The organism is Saxibacter everestensis (genome assembly GCF_025787225.1).
Lineage (GTDB): Bacteria > Actinomycetota > Actinomycetes > Actinomycetales > Brevibacteriaceae > Saxibacter > Saxibacter everestensis.
The window spans coordinates 3462343-3480559 of record NZ_CP090958.1 but is presented as its reverse complement, the minus strand read 5'-3'; the positions used below and the strand labels follow the sequence as shown (position 1 = coordinate 3480559).

Genomic DNA, 18217 nt, shown 5'->3' with positions numbered 1-18217 from the left:
GTAGGTAACGACTGGCTTGTGGGGAGGAGGGCAGATGAAGGGACTGGATAGCGTGGCGCCGATGAGGGCGCAGGGCACCGCTGACCTTATTGCCGACCAGCTGCGTGAACGAATCCTTGACGGAAGTTTCGCCGCCGGCGAGCCAATCAATGAGGTGCATCTCGCCGCGCGACTCGAAATGAGCCGTGGGCCGGTGCGTGAGGCGGTTCAGCGACTGGTCCAGGAAGGCCTGCTGACATCTGTCCGTAACCGGGGTACCTCGGTTGTGCAGCTCGGACAGGCGGATATTGCCGATATCTACCAGGGGCGCGCTGCGGTTGAACGCGAGGCCGCCCGGGTCGTGATCAATCGCGAGCATTCGGAGCTGCTGACAGCCCTCGACGGCGTCATCCTTCAGATGCGGGCGGCACTCAAAGGCCGGAGCTGGGGCGAGGTCGCCCGGGCAGACCTGAAGTTTCATCAGACCATCGTGGATGCCGCGCAGAGCCGCAGGCTGAGCAAGATGTTCTCCACGCTCGTGGTGGAGACACTGCTGTGCATCCACATGTTTGAGAACATCTACGATCCTCCCGAAGGCATCGTCGCGCAGCATCAGCGGTTGATCGATCTGTTGAGAGCAGGTGACGAAGCGGCGTACCTGAGCGAAATCGACTGGCATTTGAAGAACTCGGTGAAGACGCTTTCTGCGGCGGAACCCACCGCGAACTGAGTGCTTTCCGACTGCATTCGGCTCCCGGCCGCGGCTTTACGCTCGAGTGTCTAAGCCGTGGCGGTCTCGGCTGCTGTCACTCCGCCCGACATTTGCGGCCACTAACTCGCCGGTAACCTCTGATATCTCAGCATGTGATTGGGTTCGGATACTGATGGAGCCCTAGCCTCCGCTTTTGTGACCCGGACCGGTCAGATCGACTCCCGGCCTCACCGCGAGCCGAAAGCTTCCCCAGCGTCAGTCCGAACGGATAGTCTCGAGCAGAAGCATCCAAAGACTTTTGCCAGGAGTTACTGTGCCCCCACCCAGCGGACCGACACCCGAGTCGATAATCACCGACGCCGACCGGAATTTTCTGGACCTCGCCATTGAGCAGGCACAGATCGGTTGGGAAGAAGGGGGAGTCCCGATTGGTGCCGCCCTGGTCCATGACGGCGAAGTGCTTGCCGTCGGGCGTAACCGACGGGTGCAGATGGGCAGCGCCATCCGGCACGGCGAAACGGACGCCATCGAGCGCGCGGGTCGGTTGAAGGCCTCGGTCTACCGCAATAGTGTGCTCTACACGACGCTGTCGCCCTGTTATATGTGTGCCGGCACGGCCACCCTCTATGAGATCCCGCGCATCGTGATCGGCGAGAACCGTAGCTTCCAGGCCTCCGAGGCCTGGCTGGCATCCAACGGCGTGCAACTCGATGTCGTCGACGACCCGACCTGCATCGAGCTGATGAACCGGATGATGACGGAGCGGGCGGAGATCTGGAACGAAGACATCGGCGAGGAAGCGTGAGCGAGCCGGGCGCCTCCCCGCGACCGGGTACGGATTCCGGCTCCGGGCCGGGCGCGGTCGGGGAGCCGAACGCCGCGGTTGCCACCGGCCCGGGTGGCAGCGGTTCCGGCCGGGCGATCGACCCGGATTACCCGGTCACCCCGGTGCCATCGACGGCACGCAAGTCGTTCTTCTCGATAGCGGTCGTGCTGCTCGGATTCACGATCTTCACGCCGACCATGCTGGCCGGTGCGGCCATCGCACCTGCGTTCAGCTTCGCCCAGCTGTCGCTGATTGTGCTGGTCGGATCCATGATCCTTGGCGGCTACGTCGCGCTGATGGGGTGGGTCGGCGCCCGCACTGGACTGACAACCGTGGTCATGGCGCGGTACAGCTTCGGACTGGGTGGCGCGAAGCTGGCGTCAATCCTGCTCGGCGGGACTCAGGTCGGCTGGTACGGAGTCGTCATCGGCACGATCGGCGATATGACAGCCCAGGCCTTCGGCTGGGAATCCTGGGGTGCGCGAGCCGCCGTGATGATCGTGACCAGCGCGCTGATGTGCGCCACGGCGTATTACGGCTACCGCGGGATGTACTGGGTTTCGCTGGTGTCCACGCCGCTAATCCTGATCCTCGCCGTCTGGGTGGTCTTTCGCTCACTCCAGGAAGTCGGCGGTATCGACGGTCTGCTCGCCGTTGCGCCGACGACATCGATGTCGGTAACCGTCGCCATCACGACGGTGGTCGGGACGTTCGCCTCGGCCGGTAGCCAGGCGCCGAACTGGACCCGGTTCGCCCGCACCGGCCGACAGGCGATCTGGGCTTGCATTATCGGCTTCCTGATCGGCAACGGCCTGATGATCTACTTTGGCGCCATCGGCGCGATCACCTTCGGTGAAGGCGATTTCGTTCTCGTGCTGTACCAGCTCGGTCTGGTCGCCTGGGGTCTGGTGCTGTTGTTCGGCAATCTCTGGAAGTCCAACGCAGACACGGCCTACGCCTTCGGGGTGGCCGGCGCCGAGCTGTTCAACCGTCCGCATAAGGGACCGTTCGTGATCGCCGGCTCGATTATCGCCACGGTGCTGGCCCTGACCGGCGTGCAGAATCACCTCGTGGGTTATCTCGGCCTGCTCGGAACCTTCATTCCGCCGCTGGGCGGCGTCATCATCGGCGACTTCCTGGCGCGGTGGCGCGGCGGGATTCCGGCTGCTGAAAAGTACCAGCCGCCGAAGGTCTGCTGGCACAATATCGGCATCTATGTGCTCGCCAGCGCGATCGCCTACGTCTCGGGCCTGTTGAGCCTCGGCATCCCTGCGCTGACCGGCATCGTCGTCGCGCTGGTGCTGTCGTATGGCGTGGGCCGCTTGCCGGGCGGCCGAGCAAGCGGTCGCGCTGAGCGCTGGCATAATCGGTGAGGGCGACGGTGCGCGATGAGCTGGTGTCATCCGAGCGGAGCTTGAAGGACGCCACCCGCGCTGTGCCGACCGTGACCATCGACCGGAAGATCACCGGACTGTCGAATGTGACGCTGTCCGCCGACGTTGTCGATGAGCTCCTGCAACTCGACGGCGTGATCGCGCTGGCCACGGAATGACGGCCCCGGGGACGACGGACGGCGCACAACTACCGCCGGTGGTGTTTTTGCACGCCTTTCCGCTGAACGGGCAGATGTGGGATCCAGTGCGCGCCGAGCTTCCGGTCGGCCTCCGGACCCTGGCGCTCGACTTTCCGGGATTCGGCGATAGGCCCGCCTTCGACAGTGACACGCCGCCGGGCATCGCTTCGCTCGCGGATCTGGCCATCGGGCAGATCGAGGCCCTCACCGACCGTCCGGCCGTGCTGGTCGGCCTGTCGCTCGGTGGTTACGTGATGGGCGAACTCGTGGGCCGGCGGCCGGACCTGGTTGCAGGCCTGGTCTTCGCCGATACCAGGCTGAGCGCCGATGCCCCGGCAGAGCAACCACGGAGGGAGGCGATGGCCGGGCAGGTCCTCGCCGACGGACATGTGGGCTCGCTGCTGACCGACTACCTGCCGGCCTGCATGGGGCAGACGACGTTCGCCCAGCGGCCCGCCGTCGTCGACCGCGCCAAGCGGCTGATCCTGCAGGCGAGCCCCGCCGGTGCCGCGTGGACATTCCGGGCGATGTCGGCGCGCGTGGACACCAGTGGCGCGGTGCGCGATTCGGGACTGCCCGGTTGCCTGATCGTCGGCGCCGAGGATGCGTTATGCACCGCCGACGATCGACGGCTGATCAGTGACGCATTGCGGGGCGGTCCCGTGCTCGAGATCCCGCGGGCCGGACACTACAGCGCCATGGAAGACCCACACGGGTTCGCATCCCGGCTGGTCTTGTTCCTGCAGAACACCTATGCCACCGGAGTGCGCACACACGGCTGACGTCATCGCGCTGCGCCGATCCCTGCACCGGCAACCCGGCCCGGCTAGCCTCCGTTGTTCCGGTCGACAGTGTCGGGGGCGAAGAGCCAGCCGACCGCGGCCAGCAGCATGATGACGCCCGAGGCGGCGAAGGCAACTCCATACGAAAACGCCTCGGCAAGCAGCCCGGCAACGATCGGACCGACGATAGCGCCGACATCCGCCACCATCTGGAAAGTCGCCAGCACCTGTCCGCCGCGGGCCTTCTGCCCGATCACGTCGGCGACAGAAGCCTGCTGCGCCGGAGTCAGCAATCCCGAACCGAATCCGGCGATCAGGGTCAGTGCCAGAAATGCCACTATATTGCCGGTGAACCCGACCGCGATGGTGGCGAGGCCGGAAACCAGCAGGCCGCTGAGAATGAATGGTTTGCGCCCGAAGCGGTCGGAGAGCCGGCCGGATTGAAACATCACCGCTGCGTTGCCGAGCGCGAACACGGTCAGCGCGATACCCGCGACCCCGGCAGGCTGTTGGAGCGCCTCAACGACGAAAAGCGGAACCATGGCAACCCGGACGCCCATCACCGTCCAGCCATTCGCGAAGTTCGAGCTCAATGCAGCCCGGTAAGCGGAAGTCCCAAGCGCGGCACGTAGCGGCATCCTGACGGTATCCACCGCGGAATCACGGGCAGCGAAGCTCGACCCCCGAAGGCTGAAGAAGACCACGCCGGCGGCTATCACCAGGGCAATCGCGTAGATCACGAACGGCACCCGCAAGCCGAACCCGATCAGCGCGGCGCCGATCAGCGGGCCGCTGATACTGCCGAGCAGGAAGCTGGTTGCGTAGAGACCGGAGACTCTGCCGCGGCCCTCGGGCGGGCTCATCCGGATGAGCAGGCCTAGAGCGGACACGCTGAACATGGTGGATCCGATTCCACCCAGGGCGCGGAACAACAGCAGTTGCCAGTACTCGCCTGCCAGTGCGCAGGCGCCGGTGGAGAGGGCGACGATGCCGAGCCCCAGCAGATAGACCGGGCGCTCTCCTAGCCGCTGGACAAGTGATCCACTGAGCGGGGCGAAGCAGAGCCGCATGAGTGCGAAGGCGCTGATCAGCGCGCTGGCCGCAGTGATGCCGACTCCGAAGCTCCGGGCATATTGCGGCAGGGCCGGCGCGACGAGGCCGAAACCTATCGCGATGACGAAGGCGGCGCTGACCAGTACCCAGATTTCCTGCGGCAGCGCAGCCCGCGGCGACTGCCTAGACATCAGTGCGCCAAAGCTTCGTGTCGATGGCCGTGCCGGTCAAACCGTGATCAGGAACACCGCGCAGAGCACGGCTCCGGCGATGTTCAGTGCCAGGGCAAGCAGTGATTGTGTGCCACGCAGGCCCGCCGCCTTGTCATTGCGAAACGCCAGCACGCTGAGCACTGCTCCGCCGATGCCGATCAGCAGGCCGATCTGCACGAAGAGCAGGGAAAACAGCACGGCGCCGATGCCCAGTACGAGGCTGATCAATGGAAGCGAACTCGGCCCGCGTTCCGGCTCGGGTTTCTGGACTTGCACGGTACTCCTTCGTCAATGGTGTTTCCAGCCTTTCATAGTGCCACGCCTGGCATGGCTGGTGGGAGGATCGCAGGCCCTGTGCAGGATCGCGGCCTGAATTCGCGTCAGGTCCTGCGCGGAGTTCGCGATCCTCGCCGCGGCCTGCGTGGTGCAGACGCAGTGCCGTAGCCCGGGGATTCTCCGTGTTCTGACCCGAACTGCGTCGGTGCTGACAAGATTAGGTCATGCCGAGGCCCTTTACCCTGACGCAGCTTCGATACTTCCAGGCCGTTGCCGAGCTCGAGAGCATGACGGCGGCCTCGGAACGGCTGCTGGTCACCCAGTCCGCTGTGTCGACGGCGATGAGCCAACTGGAGCAGGCTCTGGGCGTGCAGCTCTTCATCCGACAGCGAACCCGCGCGCTAAAACTCACTCCGGCCGGCCACCGTTTCGTCAATGAGGTGAATGCCTTCCTCGAGCAGGCCGACTCCCTCTACGAGTCGGCCCAGGGCCTGGCCGGCGCACTGGCTGGAAAGCTCAAGGTAGGGGTCTTCGCGCCGTTGGCGCCGTTCCGGCTTCCAGTCATCCTGCAGGCCTTCGAGGAGCAGTACCCCGACATCGAAGTCACGCTCCTGGAAGCCGACCTCGCGACGCTGCATGCCGCGCTTCTCGACGGCGAATGCGAGGTGGCCCTGACCTACGGTCTCGGATTGCCGGCCGGCTTCAGCTCGCAAGTTGTGGAACAAATCCCGCCGCACATCCTTGTCTCGGCCGAGCACCCCGCGGCCAGGCATCCGGAGCGAAAGGTCACGTTGAAGGACTTCGAGCACGAGCCGATGATCCAGCTCAACCTGCCGCACAGCCGCGAGTATTACGAACACCTGTTCCGGCTTTCAGGCATCACGCCAAACGTTCGGCATAGCTTTGCCGGCTACGAGACGGTGCGTTCGTTCGTGGCGATGGGGCACGGATATGCGGTGCTCAATCAGCGGCTGCACGATCTGACCTACGCGGGCGGCCGGACTGTGGCGATCGCGCTTTCCGACGATCTGCCTGCCATCGACGTCATGTTGGTTCGCCCCCAAGGAGTGCAGCCGACCCGTCGCGCGCTCGCCTTTGAGCAGGCGTGCAAGCGACTTTACGGCCGGATTAACCTGGAGCAGGCAGCCAGGGACAGCACTTCGACCGGGGAATCCCCAGCGGCGCATAAACAAAATCTATAAATAACTTCAAAATATTGAATTGGACTTAAGTGACGCCGGTCACTCAGGATTGACCCTAGTCGGCAGCGAAGCCAGGGCTCCGCCGTCGAACCGTCCGCAAACGATCCGTCATCGAGGTTGCTGCCATGAGCGTAAACGAGTCCCCGAGCCCGTCGGTCAACGTGCCGGCACCGGGTAAACCCACCGGAATGCAAAAACGCGTTCTGCTCGGTGGAAGTGTCGGCCAGTTCATCGAGTTCTATGACTTCACCCTCTACGGGCTCTCTGCCGTCATTTTCTCGCAGCTCTTCTTTCCGCCCGGCAACGAGCTCGCCGCACTGCTGGGCACCTTCGCCACCTTTGGTGTTGCGTTCGTGATCCGTCCGCTGGGCGGCTTGTTCTTCGGGGCGCTCGGCGACAAGATCGGACGACGCCGGGTGCTGGCAATCACCTTGTTCACAGTCGGCGGCGCCACCGCCCTGATGGGTGTGTTGCCGACCTACGGCCAGATCGGCGCCTTCGCGCCGGTGCTTCTGGTGCTCTGCCGGCTGGCGCAGGGGTTCTCGGCGGGTGGCGAATCGGTTGGCGGGCCGTCATTTGTTTTCGAACACGCACCGGTCAACAAGCGGGGATTCTGGATCAACATCACGCTCGCCGCAACCGCATTGCCGTCCGTCGTCGCTGGCACGCTGATCCTGATCCTCAGCCAGTCGATGCCCGACGAGAGCTTCGCCAGCTGGGGCTGGCGAATTCCGTTCATCCTCGCGCTGCCGCTGGCAATCTTCGGGGTCTGGATTCGGAACCGCACGGTGGAAAGCGACCTGTTCAAGGAAGCCTTGAAGGAGCAGACCAAGGAATTCAGTCCGATCAGGGAAGCATTCGCAGAGAACAAGCTCCGCATGGTCCAGGTCATCTTCGTGATGGGACTGACCGCAATGGGCTTCTACTTTCTCTCGGCATACTTCGTCACGTACATCCAGACCACCGGAAACCTCAGCCGCGAGCAGGCGCTGCTGACCAACGCCGCGGCGATGGCGCTCTACGCAGTACTGCTGCCGATCGGTGGAATCATCGGCGACCGGCTCGGCCGCAAGCCGATGCTGATCATGGGATCGGCCGCGATCGCTATCCTCGCCATCCCGTGCTTCATGCTGGTCACCAGCGGCAGCCTGCCGCTCGCCTTACTCGGCCAGGCACTGTTCGTGATTCCGCTCTGCCTGTACGGCGGTGGTTGCTACACCTTCTTCGTCGAGATCTTCACGACGAAGACCCGGTTCACCAGCGCGGCGATCAGCTACAACGTTTCCTACGCTGCCTTCGGCGGTACGGCTCCGCTGATCGGCACGGCCATCGTCGGTCAGACCGGCGTCTCGGCGTCACCCGGTTACTACATGGCCGGCGCCGCCGTGATTGTCTTCCTGCTCGTCACGCTGACCAAGCTCCCGGAGACCAGAGGCCGGATGGGCTAGACACTTCCGCACCGGCATTCTGCCGGCGCTTGTTGCCCGATACACCAGCACTCCACCGACGAAGGAACAACTATGGCCTCGACAGCCTTTCTCAAGGATTTCCACCACGTTGCCAGCATCGGCGCCACCGATAACAAGGGTGTCGATCGGCAGGCCGCGACCCCGGAGGACGGCCAGAGCCGAGCCTGGTTCGCTCAATGGATCGAGGATGCCGGGTACGCGCTGCGCGTCGACGGCATCGGCAACATGTTCGGCCTGATCGAGTGGACGCCCGGCGCGCCCTACGTTTTGATCGGCTCACACCTGGACAGCCAGCCGCTCGGCGGCAGGTTCGACGGCGCGTACGGAGTGCTCGCAGCGCTGCACGCCGCTCGACGGGTCGACCAGCAGGTGAAGCAATCCGGACAGCCGCCTAAGTTCAACCTGGCCGTGGTCAATTGGTTCAACGAGGAAGGCGGACGGTTCGCGCCGAGCGTGATGGGCAGCTCGGTCTACGCAGGCCTGTTCGACCGCGAGGAAATGCTTGCAGTCACAGATCTGCGTGGCGCAACAGTGCGCGACGCGCTGAGCGAGATCGGATTCCTCGGCAGCGACGAGGCGCCCGAACCAGCCGGTTACGCCGAGATCCACATCGAGCAGGGCCGGATCCTGGAACGCGAAGGCATCGACATCGGCCTGGTCGATAGCAGCTGGTACACCCAGAAGCTCGATATCGAGGTGCTGGGCGAGCAGTCGCATACCGGTGCCACCGCGATGGCCGACCGACATGACGCCCTGGTGGCCGCGGCCAAGATCGTGTTGATGGTGCACGACATCACCGGCGACTTCGACGACGAGGCACTTGTATCGTCGATTGGCCAGCACGTCGTCGAGCCCAATTCGCCGATTGTCGTTGCCCGACGCGTGCACATGGTGGCGGACCTTCGATCCGGTGATCCGGAGATCGTGCGGACCGCGCGCGCCAAGCTGCTTCGGGATATTGAGGCACTGGCCCGCGAGCACGACATTCTGATCAACGTGAAGGACTTCGACATCCGGCCGATCCGCTATTTCCCGGAAGAGGGAGTCACCCTCTCCGAGAAGGTCGCCGCCAACCTGGGCTTCTCCTCCAGACCGATCCAGACCATGGCCGGACATGACTCCGTTGCGATGAACACGGTGGTGCCGTCGATCATGATGTTCATTCCGAGCGTCGACGGGGTTTCGCACTGCGAACGCGAATTCAGCACGGATGAGGACATGGTGAAGGGACTCGACATGCTCACCGACGTCGCCCTTGAACTCGTGCACGGTGCTCTCGATGCTGACGGCGCACAGGCGTAGAACGGGACTGGGATGAGTGACCTGCACTATCTGGACGCGACGACCGCACTGCGTCTCTTCCGCAGCCGGGAACTTTCGCCGGTTGACCTGCTCGAAGCAATGATCGCCAGGACAGACGCGGTGAATGGCGACGTCAACGCCTTCACCGAGACGCTCTTCGACCAGGCGCTGGTGGCCGCACGATCGGCGGAACGCCGCTACCTGGCTGGCGTTGAGCTGCCGCCGCTGCTCGGGCTCCCGGTGGCGACGAAGGAAAAGCACGCCTTGAAGGGCCGACCAGTCTCACAGGGACTGCTGGCAAAACGCGATGTCATCGCCGACGCCAACCATGTTCTGGTCGACCGGGTGCTGGCCGCAGGCGGCATCGTGCACGCCCGGACGACGACCCCGGAGTTCAGTTGCGCCACGGTGACACATAGCCCGATGTGGGGCGTGACCAGGAACCCATGGAATCTCGACTACTCGCCGGGCGGATCCTCAGGTGGCGCGGGAGCCGCGCTGGCGGCTGGCTGCGCGCCGCTCGCGACCGCATCCGATATCGCAGGCTCGACCCGGCTGCCGGCCTCATTCACCGGCACCGTCGGTTACAAGGCGCCATATGGCCGGATTCCCGGAGCGCCGCCGCTGTCAGCCGATCATTACCGCGGCGACGGACCGATGGCACGAACTGTTGCCGATACCGCCCTGCTGGCCAACGTGATGATCGGAGCCGATGGTGCCGACCACACCTCGCTTGCGCCGTCGGTCTCGATCTCGAGCAGCTCCGCGAATGTGGCGGGCTTAAGGATCGCGTTGTGCGTGCGGCTCGGCAACTATCCGGTCACCACCGAGGTCGAGGAGAACACCCGCGCGGTGGCCAGGGCGCTGACCGACGCCGGGGCGGTGGTTGAGGAAATCGAACTGCCGTGGACGACGGAAGAAATCCGCGAGACGACGTTTACCCATTTCGGCAACATACTGGGCCCGTTGATGGACGATGAGACCGCGGGCACCGACCTGTCGCTGCTGGCCGGCTACACCAGGCAATTTATGGCGGACGCGCGAGCCGCAGCCGGGCGGAACCGGTATGTGGACGCCATCAGGGCCGAGACCCGGATGCAGGCCGAGCTGGCCGCTGCGATGGCGGGCTTCGATGCCCTGCTCTGCCCGACGTCCACGACTCCGGCACTGCGGGCAGAAGAGGAGTACCTGGACGGCATCACGGTCGATGGTACCCGGCTGACGCACTACTGGGAATCGCACCTGACCTCGCCGTTCAACATCAACAATCGGTGCCCCGTTTTGGCAGTGCCGAGCGGTATATCGTCGTCAGGCGTGCCGACCGGCGTGCAGATTGTCGGGCACCCCTTCGATGACGACATCGTCTTCCGGATCGGCGCGGCCGTAGAGCAGGTGTGCCCGTGGGCGGGCCGGCATCCGCAACTGTAGAGTTGCCGGCGTTTTGCAGGGGAGGCGTGACGCTTGTCGCCTGTCGCGGGAGTGCGAGCGGGAATGTCGGTGAAAGCATAGGCTGGACGGCGTGAGCGACGAGACACTCTGGGAAGCACGCAAGCGGGACAACCCCGGCCACTCTGCCTGGTACATCCAACGATTCGAGAAGATGCGGGCCGAGGGCGCCGACCTTGCCGGCGAGGCTCGGCTGATTGATGCGATGGCGGCACGCGGCAGCCGGATCCTCGATGCGGGATGTGGCCCCGGGCGGATCGGCGGAGAGCTCGCTCAGCGCGGGCACCAGGTGGTCGGCGTCGACGTCGACCCGGAACTCATCGATGCCGCCCGCGCCGACCATCCGCAGGTGCAGTGGTTCGTTGGCAACCTCGCCGAACTCGACGTCGCGCAACGAAGCATCGCCGAACCGTTCGACCTTATTGTCTGCGCCGGCAACGTGATGGTCTTCCTGGCACCCGGAACAGCCGGAGAAGTGCTCAGGCGCTTCGAGGCGCACCTTGCCGATGACGGCCGGGCCGTGATTGGCTTCGGCCTCGGCCGGAACTACGAACTCGACGACTTTTTCGCCGACATCGACGCCGCCGGGCTGACGATTGACGGCAAGTTCTCAACCTGGGACCTTCGTCCGCTGCGCGCGGATTCCGACTTCATCGTCACAGTGCTCGCCAAGGCGTAGCCGGCGCTAGGTCAACTGCCCGTGCGTCCGGCCTGGCCGGCGACTGTTGCGTCCTAGCTGGCCGCCGACTGCTTCGTCCTAAGGCCGCAGGTCAGCGTTCATCAGGGGCTGGGAGTGCTGCCTCGACGTGAGCGGGGGCCGTGAGTCCGGGTGCGGCGTCGGTGGTGAGGTAGCTGTGGACGGCGGACGCGACGCCGCTGAGCGGTCGGGGCGGAAGGTATGCGGAGGCTCCAGCGCTCAGCAGCCGGCTGACCGGGCCGGTGTAGTTGACGCCCAGTTCTTCATCATCGATCTCGCTGATGATGACGCGCGCTTGAGGGAATCGGGCTCGGAGGTGTCCGATCAGCTGGAGGCTGATCGGATTCGTGAGCAGCACGTCGGTGCTCTCCGGGGCCTCATTGAGGTCCAGGACGATGTAGTCAGATCCGAACTCGTCGGACAGACGTCGGCGGGCGGAGCCCGACAGCGACATAGCCGTCGCAACCACCGTGACTCCTTCCGGGATCGGGGTTTCCGGCTGAGGCAGTCGAGAGACCGGCAGAACATGCCCTTCCAGGACGGCCGAGCGGAAGGAGAGATACCCGACTTCTTCGCCTCCGCGGAGGACGGCGACCTCGTCTCCCTCGACCATCGCCTCGATTGCCCGCCGAACATCGTCGGGAAGTTCGTCCAGGACCAGAGTCGGTGGTTTGCGTCGTCGCCAGCTCACGCGTTCGGTCCCTCTCCATGCGCTCCGACCTCTTCCGACGTCGATGGCGGTGTTTGCCGGCTGCTGGGGTGCATGGCGACGAAGATGGCCCACTGTTCTGCTCGCGGATCGCGGGGACGTGCCCGGAACTCCTCGAGTAGTTCGTCGATTCGTTCCCGCAGTTCGTCCACTTCTGCCTCCGGCAAGCGGATGGCGAGCCGGCCCATGGTGCGACGCTCAAACGGGGCGGCGTTGAGCTCGGCGACAAAGGCCTCCAGCAGTGGGTTGGTGATGTCTCCGGCATCCATGAACCAGGACTTGCCAGTCGCCCGGTAGGGGATTTCCTGGGCGCCCCGACGGCCACGACGAGCTTCCAAAGCCTCCAGGAACCCGGTGGCGGCCAGCGTGCGCACGTGGTGCAGCGACGTGGCGGGGTTGAGGTCGAGTTCCGCGGCGATCTCCCGGTTGGTCAGCGTCTCGTCCAGGCAGAGGCGCAGGATACGCAGACGAACCCCGGAGCCGAGGGCTTTGGCTTCAGCATCGGTGGCGGCGCGACGTTCGCTGGGAACGGTTGGCTCCATAGCGCCTTCCTGATTCATGGGAAAACCCTAACCAAGTGATTGACAAAAATCAATCAGTGCTGATAGACGTGTGATTGGCGATTGCCAATCACTAAAGAAGAGGCTCAGCCATGCCCCCAAAACCCAACGCCGGTTTCGGTCGCTATCCGATCGCCAGCCTGTGGCGACACCACGACTTCCGCCAGCTCTGGATGGGCGACACAGTCTCAGTGTTCGGAAACCAGTTTGTCCTGTTCGCGATGCCCCTCATGGCGGTGCAGCTGCTGCACGCGGACGCCTTCGAAATGGGCGTGCTGGCCGCTCTGGAGTCGGCAGCTTTCCTCCTCGTCAGCCTGCCGGCCGGGGCCTGGGTGGACCGGTCCCGCAAGAAGTTCGTCATTGTCCTCGGCGACCTGCTCCGCGCCGCGCTCCTGCTAACTCTCCCACTAGCCTGGCTGATCGACTCCCTCAGCCTGCTCCACCTCTACCTCGTCGCTGCCCTCGTCGGCGTCATCACCGTCTTCTTCGACGTCGCCAACCAGTCCTACCTACCCGAGATCGTCGACGGCAACCAGATCGGCGACGGCAATGGCAAGCTCCAGGCTAGCCAGCAGACCGCCACGGTCGTCGGTCCTTCCGCGGCCTCGGCTCTCGTGGGCTGGATCGGGTCGCCGGTAACGATCGCCGTGACCAGCGTATGCATGGCACTCTCCAGCTTGTTCGTCAGCCGGATCCACCACCGGGAGGAGGTGGCCGACCCGCAAGCGCGCCGGCCGCTGGCAACCGAGATCCGCGAGGGACTGACGTTCGTCCTCGGACATTCGTTTTTGCGACGCATTGTCGCTTGCACCGGCACCGCAAACCTCGCCTCCTCCGCGGTCTACGCGATCTTCGTCCTCTACGCCCTGAATACGCTCGGCCTGTCCGAGACCACGCTCGGCCTGGTGATGTCCGTGAGTGCTGTGGGCGGCATTGTCGGCGCCGTCACCGCCTCCCGCTTCCAGCGTCTCGTGGGCGAAGGCCGGTCCATCCCGCTGGCCGCTGCCCTCAGCGGCGTCGCGTTGCTATCCATGCCGCTGGCAAGCACGTTGCTGACGGTTCCCACGCTGGCGGTCGGTGGCTTCATTACTTCGTGGGCGACCGTCGTCTACAACATCACCCAGGTGAGCTTCCGCCAGCGCTTATGTCCCAAGCCCTTACTCGGACGGATGAACGCCTCGATCCGTTTCCTCGTCTGGGGGCCGATGCCCGTCGGCGCCTTCCTTGGCGGCCTGCTCGGACGCCAGCTCGGGATAGTTACGACGCTCTGGATCTTTGCCGCGCTCGCGGTGCTCGCCGCCCTGCCAGTCCTGCTGTCCCCGCTGCTCACCATGCGCGACCTGCCGCGTGAACTAGACGCGCTCGCCGACGAAACCCACCCCTGACCCGGCCGTGCTTCACGTGCCAAGCAAACCGCTAGGTCGCGCCGATCAGGGCAGCGGCTCCGGACGGCTCGGCTGCAGGGTTAGCGGCAGGCCCATAACGGAGATGATCGTTCCGTCACCGACCAAACTGGCCGGGCGGGCCTAACGCTCGGCGGCGCACAGATGCTGACGCTAGCTGCCCGGAGGCAGTCAGGTTCGGCTCACAGTCTGAGATTCCGGCGGTTACCCGCGGGTTGGCCCCGCCTTTTGTCGGCCGATGCCGCTCATGGCACGATCACTGAATGAGCCTTGGAGCAACCGAATTCCGCGCCGGTGTCGACGCCGTCATCCCGCTGCTGCAGCAGATAGAGCCGGCCCAGTGGGACGAGATGGCCTTTCGGCTGACCTGGACCTGCCGGGAAACGGTTGACCACCTCAGCGACGACTTCGCCTTCTACGCCATGCAATTGGCCGGTCAGACGCCGCCGACCAACGACTACCTAAGGGTCATTGAGCCGGCTGCGGAACGCGAGGGCGGGCCGGCCAATGTGATGCGCACCGAGCCGACCGCCGGAACGGCCGGCATCGTGCAGACGCTGGATGCAACGGCGGGGCTGCTTGCCGCCGTGGTAGCGGTCACGCCGGCCGACAAGCGGGGATATCACCCCCGAGGTTTGGCGGATGCTGGCGGATTTGCGGCGATGGGTGCCATCGAGCTCGTCCTGCACGCGCACGACATCCTGCAGACCTTCGACATCCCCTATAGCCCCGCGCCTACCCTGACGTGTGGCATCCTCGACCGGCTGTTGCCGGCAGCTTCGCGCACCGACGATCCGTGGGCAGATCTGCTGGAAGCCTCGGGGCGCGGACCCAGTGGACCGCGGCCTTGGACCTGGGACGCAAACGTCCGGGACTGAATCGCCGCGCCCATCCCGGTTGCAGCAACCCCGCACCACCCCGCGCCCGCACCCCGCTTCAGCTCGACCCGCGGGACCGATATGTTGGGGCCATGACTTCATACAAGACCGTGAACCCGGCTACCGGCGAGACCCTGAAGGAGTTTCCGGAGGCCAGTTCCGCAGAGATCGAAGCCGCGCTGAGCGCCTCTCACCAGGCTTATGCATCGTGGCGCACCACGCCGCTCGAAGACCGATCGAAGGTGCTGAATCGGGTCGCCGAGCTCTACCAGGAGCGAAAGGACGAACTGGCCAAGCTGATCGGCACCGAAATGGGCAAGCCCTTCGGCGAGGCCAAGGGCGAGGTCGACATCGTGTCGAGCATCTACAGCTACTATGCCGCCGAGGGTCCTGGCTTCATGGCGGATGAAGTGCTCAGCGTGAGCGGCGGAGGCGAGGCGCTTGTTCGCTCCGCTCCGGTCGGTTCGCTGCTCGGCATCATGCCCTGGAACTACCCCTACTATCAGGTCGCTCGCTTTGCAGGCCCGAATCTGATGCTCGGCAACACCATCCTGCTGAAGCATGCGCCGAGCTGCCCGCAGTCCGCGCTCGCAGTGGAGCAGATCTTCAAGGATGCTGGTCTGCCGGATGGCGCGTATATCAACATCTTCGCCAGCAACGATCAGGTCGCCGACATCATTGCCGACCCGCGGAACCAGGGCGTCTCCCTGACCGGAAGTGAGCGGGCCGGTTCAGCCGTGGCTGAGATCGCCGGCCGCAACCTGAAGAAGTGCGTGCTGGAACTCGGCGGTAGTGACGCGTTCATCGTGCTCGACACCGACGATCTGGACACTACGGTGAAAATGGCCGCGGCTGGCCGGATGGGCAATGCCGGCCAGGCATGCAACTCGCCAAAACGCTTCATCGTGAACGAAAACCTCTACGACGACTTCGTCAGTAAGCTGACCGAACGGATCGCGAAGGTCACGCCGGGCGATCCAGCAGACCCGGCAACCCGATTCGGCCCGCTATCGTCGTCGGCAGCAGCGGACGGCCTGCTGGAGCAGATCCAGGATGCAGTGGATAAGGGTGCCACCTTGCATCTGGGCGGCAAGCGGCTCGACGGCCCCGGAGCTTTCGTTGAGCCGACCGTGCTGACCGACATCACCCCGAAGATGAGGGCCTATTCCGAGGAGCTGTTCGGGCCGGCTGCAGTTGTGTACAAAGTTGCCAGCGAGGACGAGGCAGTCGAGCTGGCCAACAGCTCCGCCTACGGGCTTGGCGGCGCCGTGTTCAGCACGGATGTCGAGAAGGCGCGGGAAATCGCCGACAGGCTTGATACCGGCATGGTCTGGATCAATGGGGTCGCGGCAAGCCAGGCCGACCTGCCGTTCGGGGGCGTGAAGCGGTCCGGTATCGGTCGGGAACTCGGCAAGTACGGCATGGACGAGTTCGTGAACAAGAAGCTGATCCGCACGGCGAAGTAAGGGCGATAGCGGCTCAGTGGAGACCAAAAGGCCGCCGGCCGAAGTACAGTCCCTGGAAAGCAGGGCGGTTGTACGTAGGTCGGCGGCCTTTGGTGTCGGCGGCGTTTGTACGGCGTCGGGCCTTATCGCCGGCGCAGAGCCGCGGCAATCTCGATGGCGTCGCCGCTCGGCGCGTCCGACTTTCTGTCCGGACTTGCGATGAACAGGTACAGCAGCCCGGTGCCGAGCACGATTCCGAGTCCGATCAGGACTATCCAGTCGTTCACGAATACGCCGGAGCTTCCCGGCCGGGCCAGCAGGAACATGGCGAAGACGCCGTAGCCGAGCGCCAGAATATTGATGGCGAAACCAGCGCCACCCAGGCTGAAGGGACCGGCGGGACGCCATCCCTTGATCCGCTGCCGCAAAGAGGCGAGGACGACAGACTGGAAGGCAACGTAGATGCCAAGCACTGCAAACGCCGTGATCTGGGCGAGTAGCTGCTCCGGGCCAAGATAGATGGTCACGCACAGAATGACCGGAATGGTGCAGGCCACGATCAGCGCGTTCGTCGGTACCTTGCTGCGCGGTGAGACCCGCGCAAGCCAGGCGTGTCCCGGAATCATGCCGTCGCGGGCAAATGAGAAGAGCAGGCGACTGGCAGCCGCCTGCAGGCTCAGCACGCAGGACAGGAACGCCGTCAACGCGACGATCAGGAATATCTTCGCCCCGACATCGCCGAGCGCGGCGGTGAGGATGGCGGGGATCGGATCGATGTCTTCGCCATCGACAATCGCCTGCAGGTTCGGCGCGGCCATCACATAGCCACCGAACGAGAACAGTGCCGAGACCCCGCCCACCAGGATCGTCATCATCATCGCGCGGGGGATACGCCGAGCCGGAGTGGAAACCTCCTCGGCCACGTCTCCGCAGGCCTCGAAGCCGTAGAACAGGAAAAGACCTGCGAGAGCGGCACCGCCGAACGCCGTCAGGTAGGAACCGTCGCCCTGCACGCCCATTGAGTCGAAGAACACCCCGAACTCCTGCTTGCGCTGGAAGATCAGCAGGTACAGCCCTACCGCGATAACACCGATCAGCTCAGCCGCAAGGCCAATTCGGGCGACTCTGGCCAGCATCTTCGTGCCGGAAAAGTTCAGACCAAGCGCGACCACGAGGAAGACCAGGGAAAGTCCTAGGGTCACTTCCTTCGTGACGGCGATATTGAACAGGCTGGCAAGGAAGCCGCTGCCGAACTCGGCGACCGAGGTGATCGTGACGATCATTGCCCAGATATAGACCCAGGCTGCCATCCAGGCATAGCGCCTGCCCCACAGCCGGCGGGTCCACGGGTAGATACCCCCGTGGATCGGGTACTGCGACACGACCTCGCCGAAGACAAGGGCAACCAGCAACTGGCCGGCCCCGACAATGACGATCCAGAAAATCGAGGGCGGTCCCCCGGTGCTCATTGACAGCGCGAAGAGCGAGTACACCCCGACGAGCGGAGAAAGGTAGGTGAAGCCAAGGGCGAAGTTGGCCCACAACGACATGGATCTTTCGAACGAGCCTTCATACCCAAGGACCGCGAGATGCTCGCGGTCGGAGAGACCTTTGGCCGTCGAGGGATCGGTGGAGGGATCTGTGGACATCGTGACCTTCCGGGTCGGACCAGAGGGCCGTTGCGGTCATCGTC

Annotated in this window: 18 protein-coding genes; 13 read left to right on the top strand and 5 right to left on the bottom strand. The window is 64.6% G+C overall.

What is annotated here, in order from left to right:
- The first annotated feature begins 34 nt into the window (after positions 1–34).
- The 5 genes from LWF01_RS16440 (at position 35) to LWF01_RS16420 (ending at position 3872) form a co-directional block, all read left to right on the top strand.
- Positions 35–709 (top strand): GntR family transcriptional regulator, encoded by a 675-nt coding sequence (locus LWF01_RS16440; RefSeq protein ID WP_349638449.1) that lies wholly within the window; start codon positions 35–37, stop codon positions 707–709.
- A gap of 295 nt (positions 710–1004) precedes the next feature.
- Positions 1005–1496 (top strand): nucleoside deaminase, encoded by a 492-nt coding sequence (locus LWF01_RS16435; RefSeq protein WP_349638448.1) that lies wholly within the window; start codon positions 1005–1007, stop codon positions 1494–1496.
- A complete protein-coding gene (gene codB, locus LWF01_RS16430; protein WP_349638447.1) occupies positions 1493–2890 on the top strand; it encodes a cytosine permease in 1398 nt (465 codons plus the stop codon). Before LWF01_RS16435 ends, codB begins: the two co-directional genes overlap by 4 nt.
- Entirely contained in the window at positions 2887–3069 is a 183-nt protein-coding gene (locus LWF01_RS16425) for a hypothetical protein (protein WP_349638446.1), read from the top strand. Before codB ends, LWF01_RS16425 begins: the two co-directional genes overlap by 4 nt.
- 38 nt (positions 3070–3107) lie before the next feature.
- Complete coding sequence (locus LWF01_RS16420) at positions 3108–3872, top strand: alpha/beta fold hydrolase (RefSeq protein WP_349638445.1); 765 nt, start codon at positions 3108–3110, stop codon at positions 3870–3872.
- A 44-nt stretch (positions 3873–3916) separates the two neighbouring features.
- Here the strand turns inward: LWF01_RS16420 and LWF01_RS16415 are convergent, their stop codons facing one another.
- Together LWF01_RS16415 and LWF01_RS16410 are read right to left on the bottom strand one after the other, a co-directional pair.
- On the bottom strand, positions 3917–5116 hold the full coding sequence (locus tag LWF01_RS16415) for an MFS transporter (RefSeq protein ID WP_349638444.1): 1200 nt from the start codon (positions 5114–5116) through the stop codon (positions 3917–3919).
- A 36-nt stretch (positions 5117–5152) separates the two neighbouring features.
- The gene (locus tag LWF01_RS16410; protein ID WP_349638443.1) at positions 5153–5413 is read right to left on the bottom strand and encodes a hypothetical protein; all 261 of its coding nucleotides are present in this window, start codon (positions 5411–5413) and stop codon (positions 5153–5155) included.
- Positions 5414–5637: 224 nt separating this feature from the next.
- Between LWF01_RS16410 and LWF01_RS16405 the strand changes: the two genes are divergently transcribed.
- The 5 genes from LWF01_RS16405 (at position 5638) to LWF01_RS16385 (ending at position 11511) form a co-directional block, all read left to right on the top strand.
- The gene (locus LWF01_RS16405) at positions 5638–6615 is read left to right on the top strand and encodes a LysR family transcriptional regulator (protein WP_349638442.1); all 978 of its coding nucleotides are present in this window, start codon (positions 5638–5640) and stop codon (positions 6613–6615) included.
- A gap of 125 nt (positions 6616–6740) precedes the next feature.
- Complete coding sequence (locus tag LWF01_RS16400; RefSeq protein ID WP_349638441.1) at positions 6741–8063, top strand: MFS transporter; 1323 nt, start codon at positions 6741–6743, stop codon at positions 8061–8063.
- A 72-nt stretch (positions 8064–8135) separates the two neighbouring features.
- Complete coding sequence (locus tag LWF01_RS16395; protein WP_349638440.1) at positions 8136–9386, top strand: M20 family metallo-hydrolase; 1251 nt, start codon at positions 8136–8138, stop codon at positions 9384–9386.
- A 12-nt stretch (positions 9387–9398) separates the two neighbouring features.
- The gene (locus LWF01_RS16390; RefSeq protein ID WP_349638439.1) at positions 9399–10814 is read left to right on the top strand and encodes an amidase; all 1416 of its coding nucleotides are present in this window, start codon (positions 9399–9401) and stop codon (positions 10812–10814) included.
- A 91-nt stretch (positions 10815–10905) separates the two neighbouring features.
- Positions 10906–11511: a class I SAM-dependent methyltransferase gene (locus LWF01_RS16385; protein ID WP_349638438.1), complete on the top strand. Its 606-nt coding sequence runs from the start codon at positions 10906–10908 to the stop codon at positions 11509–11511.
- A gap of 91 nt (positions 11512–11602) precedes the next feature.
- Here the strand turns inward: LWF01_RS16385 and LWF01_RS16380 are convergent, their stop codons facing one another.
- Entirely contained in the window at positions 11603–12220 is a 618-nt protein-coding gene (locus LWF01_RS16380; protein WP_349638437.1) for a response regulator, read from the bottom strand.
- Positions 12217–12798 carry an ArsR/SmtB family transcription factor gene (locus LWF01_RS16375; RefSeq protein WP_349638436.1) on the bottom strand — a complete coding sequence of 194 codons (582 nt, stop codon included), beginning with the start codon at positions 12796–12798 and terminating at the stop codon, positions 12217–12219. The genes LWF01_RS16380 and LWF01_RS16375 overlap by 4 nt, the downstream gene beginning before the upstream one ends.
- A 92-nt stretch (positions 12799–12890) precedes the next feature.
- Here LWF01_RS16375 and LWF01_RS16370 point away from each other — a divergent pair, with 92 nt between their 5' ends.
- The 3 genes from LWF01_RS16370 (at position 12891) to LWF01_RS16360 (ending at position 16545) form a co-directional block, all read left to right on the top strand.
- Positions 12891–14183, top strand: coding sequence for an MFS transporter (locus tag LWF01_RS16370; protein WP_349638435.1), 1293 nt, complete (start codon positions 12891–12893; stop codon positions 14181–14183).
- Positions 14184–14464: 281 nt separating this feature from the next.
- Positions 14465–15079 (top strand): DinB family protein, encoded by a 615-nt coding sequence (locus LWF01_RS16365; protein ID WP_349638434.1) that lies wholly within the window; start codon positions 14465–14467, stop codon positions 15077–15079.
- Between the two features lie 92 nt (positions 15080–15171).
- Positions 15172–16545 (top strand): NAD-dependent succinate-semialdehyde dehydrogenase, encoded by a 1374-nt coding sequence (locus LWF01_RS16360; protein WP_349638433.1) that lies wholly within the window; start codon positions 15172–15174, stop codon positions 16543–16545.
- 122 nt (positions 16546–16667) lie between these two features.
- Here LWF01_RS16360 and LWF01_RS16355 read toward each other — a convergent pair whose 3' ends face one another.
- Positions 16668–18173 carry an APC family permease gene (locus LWF01_RS16355; protein ID WP_349638432.1) on the bottom strand — a complete coding sequence of 502 codons (1506 nt, stop codon included), beginning with the start codon at positions 18171–18173 and terminating at the stop codon, positions 16668–16670.
- Positions 18174–18217: the final 44 nt, after the last annotated feature.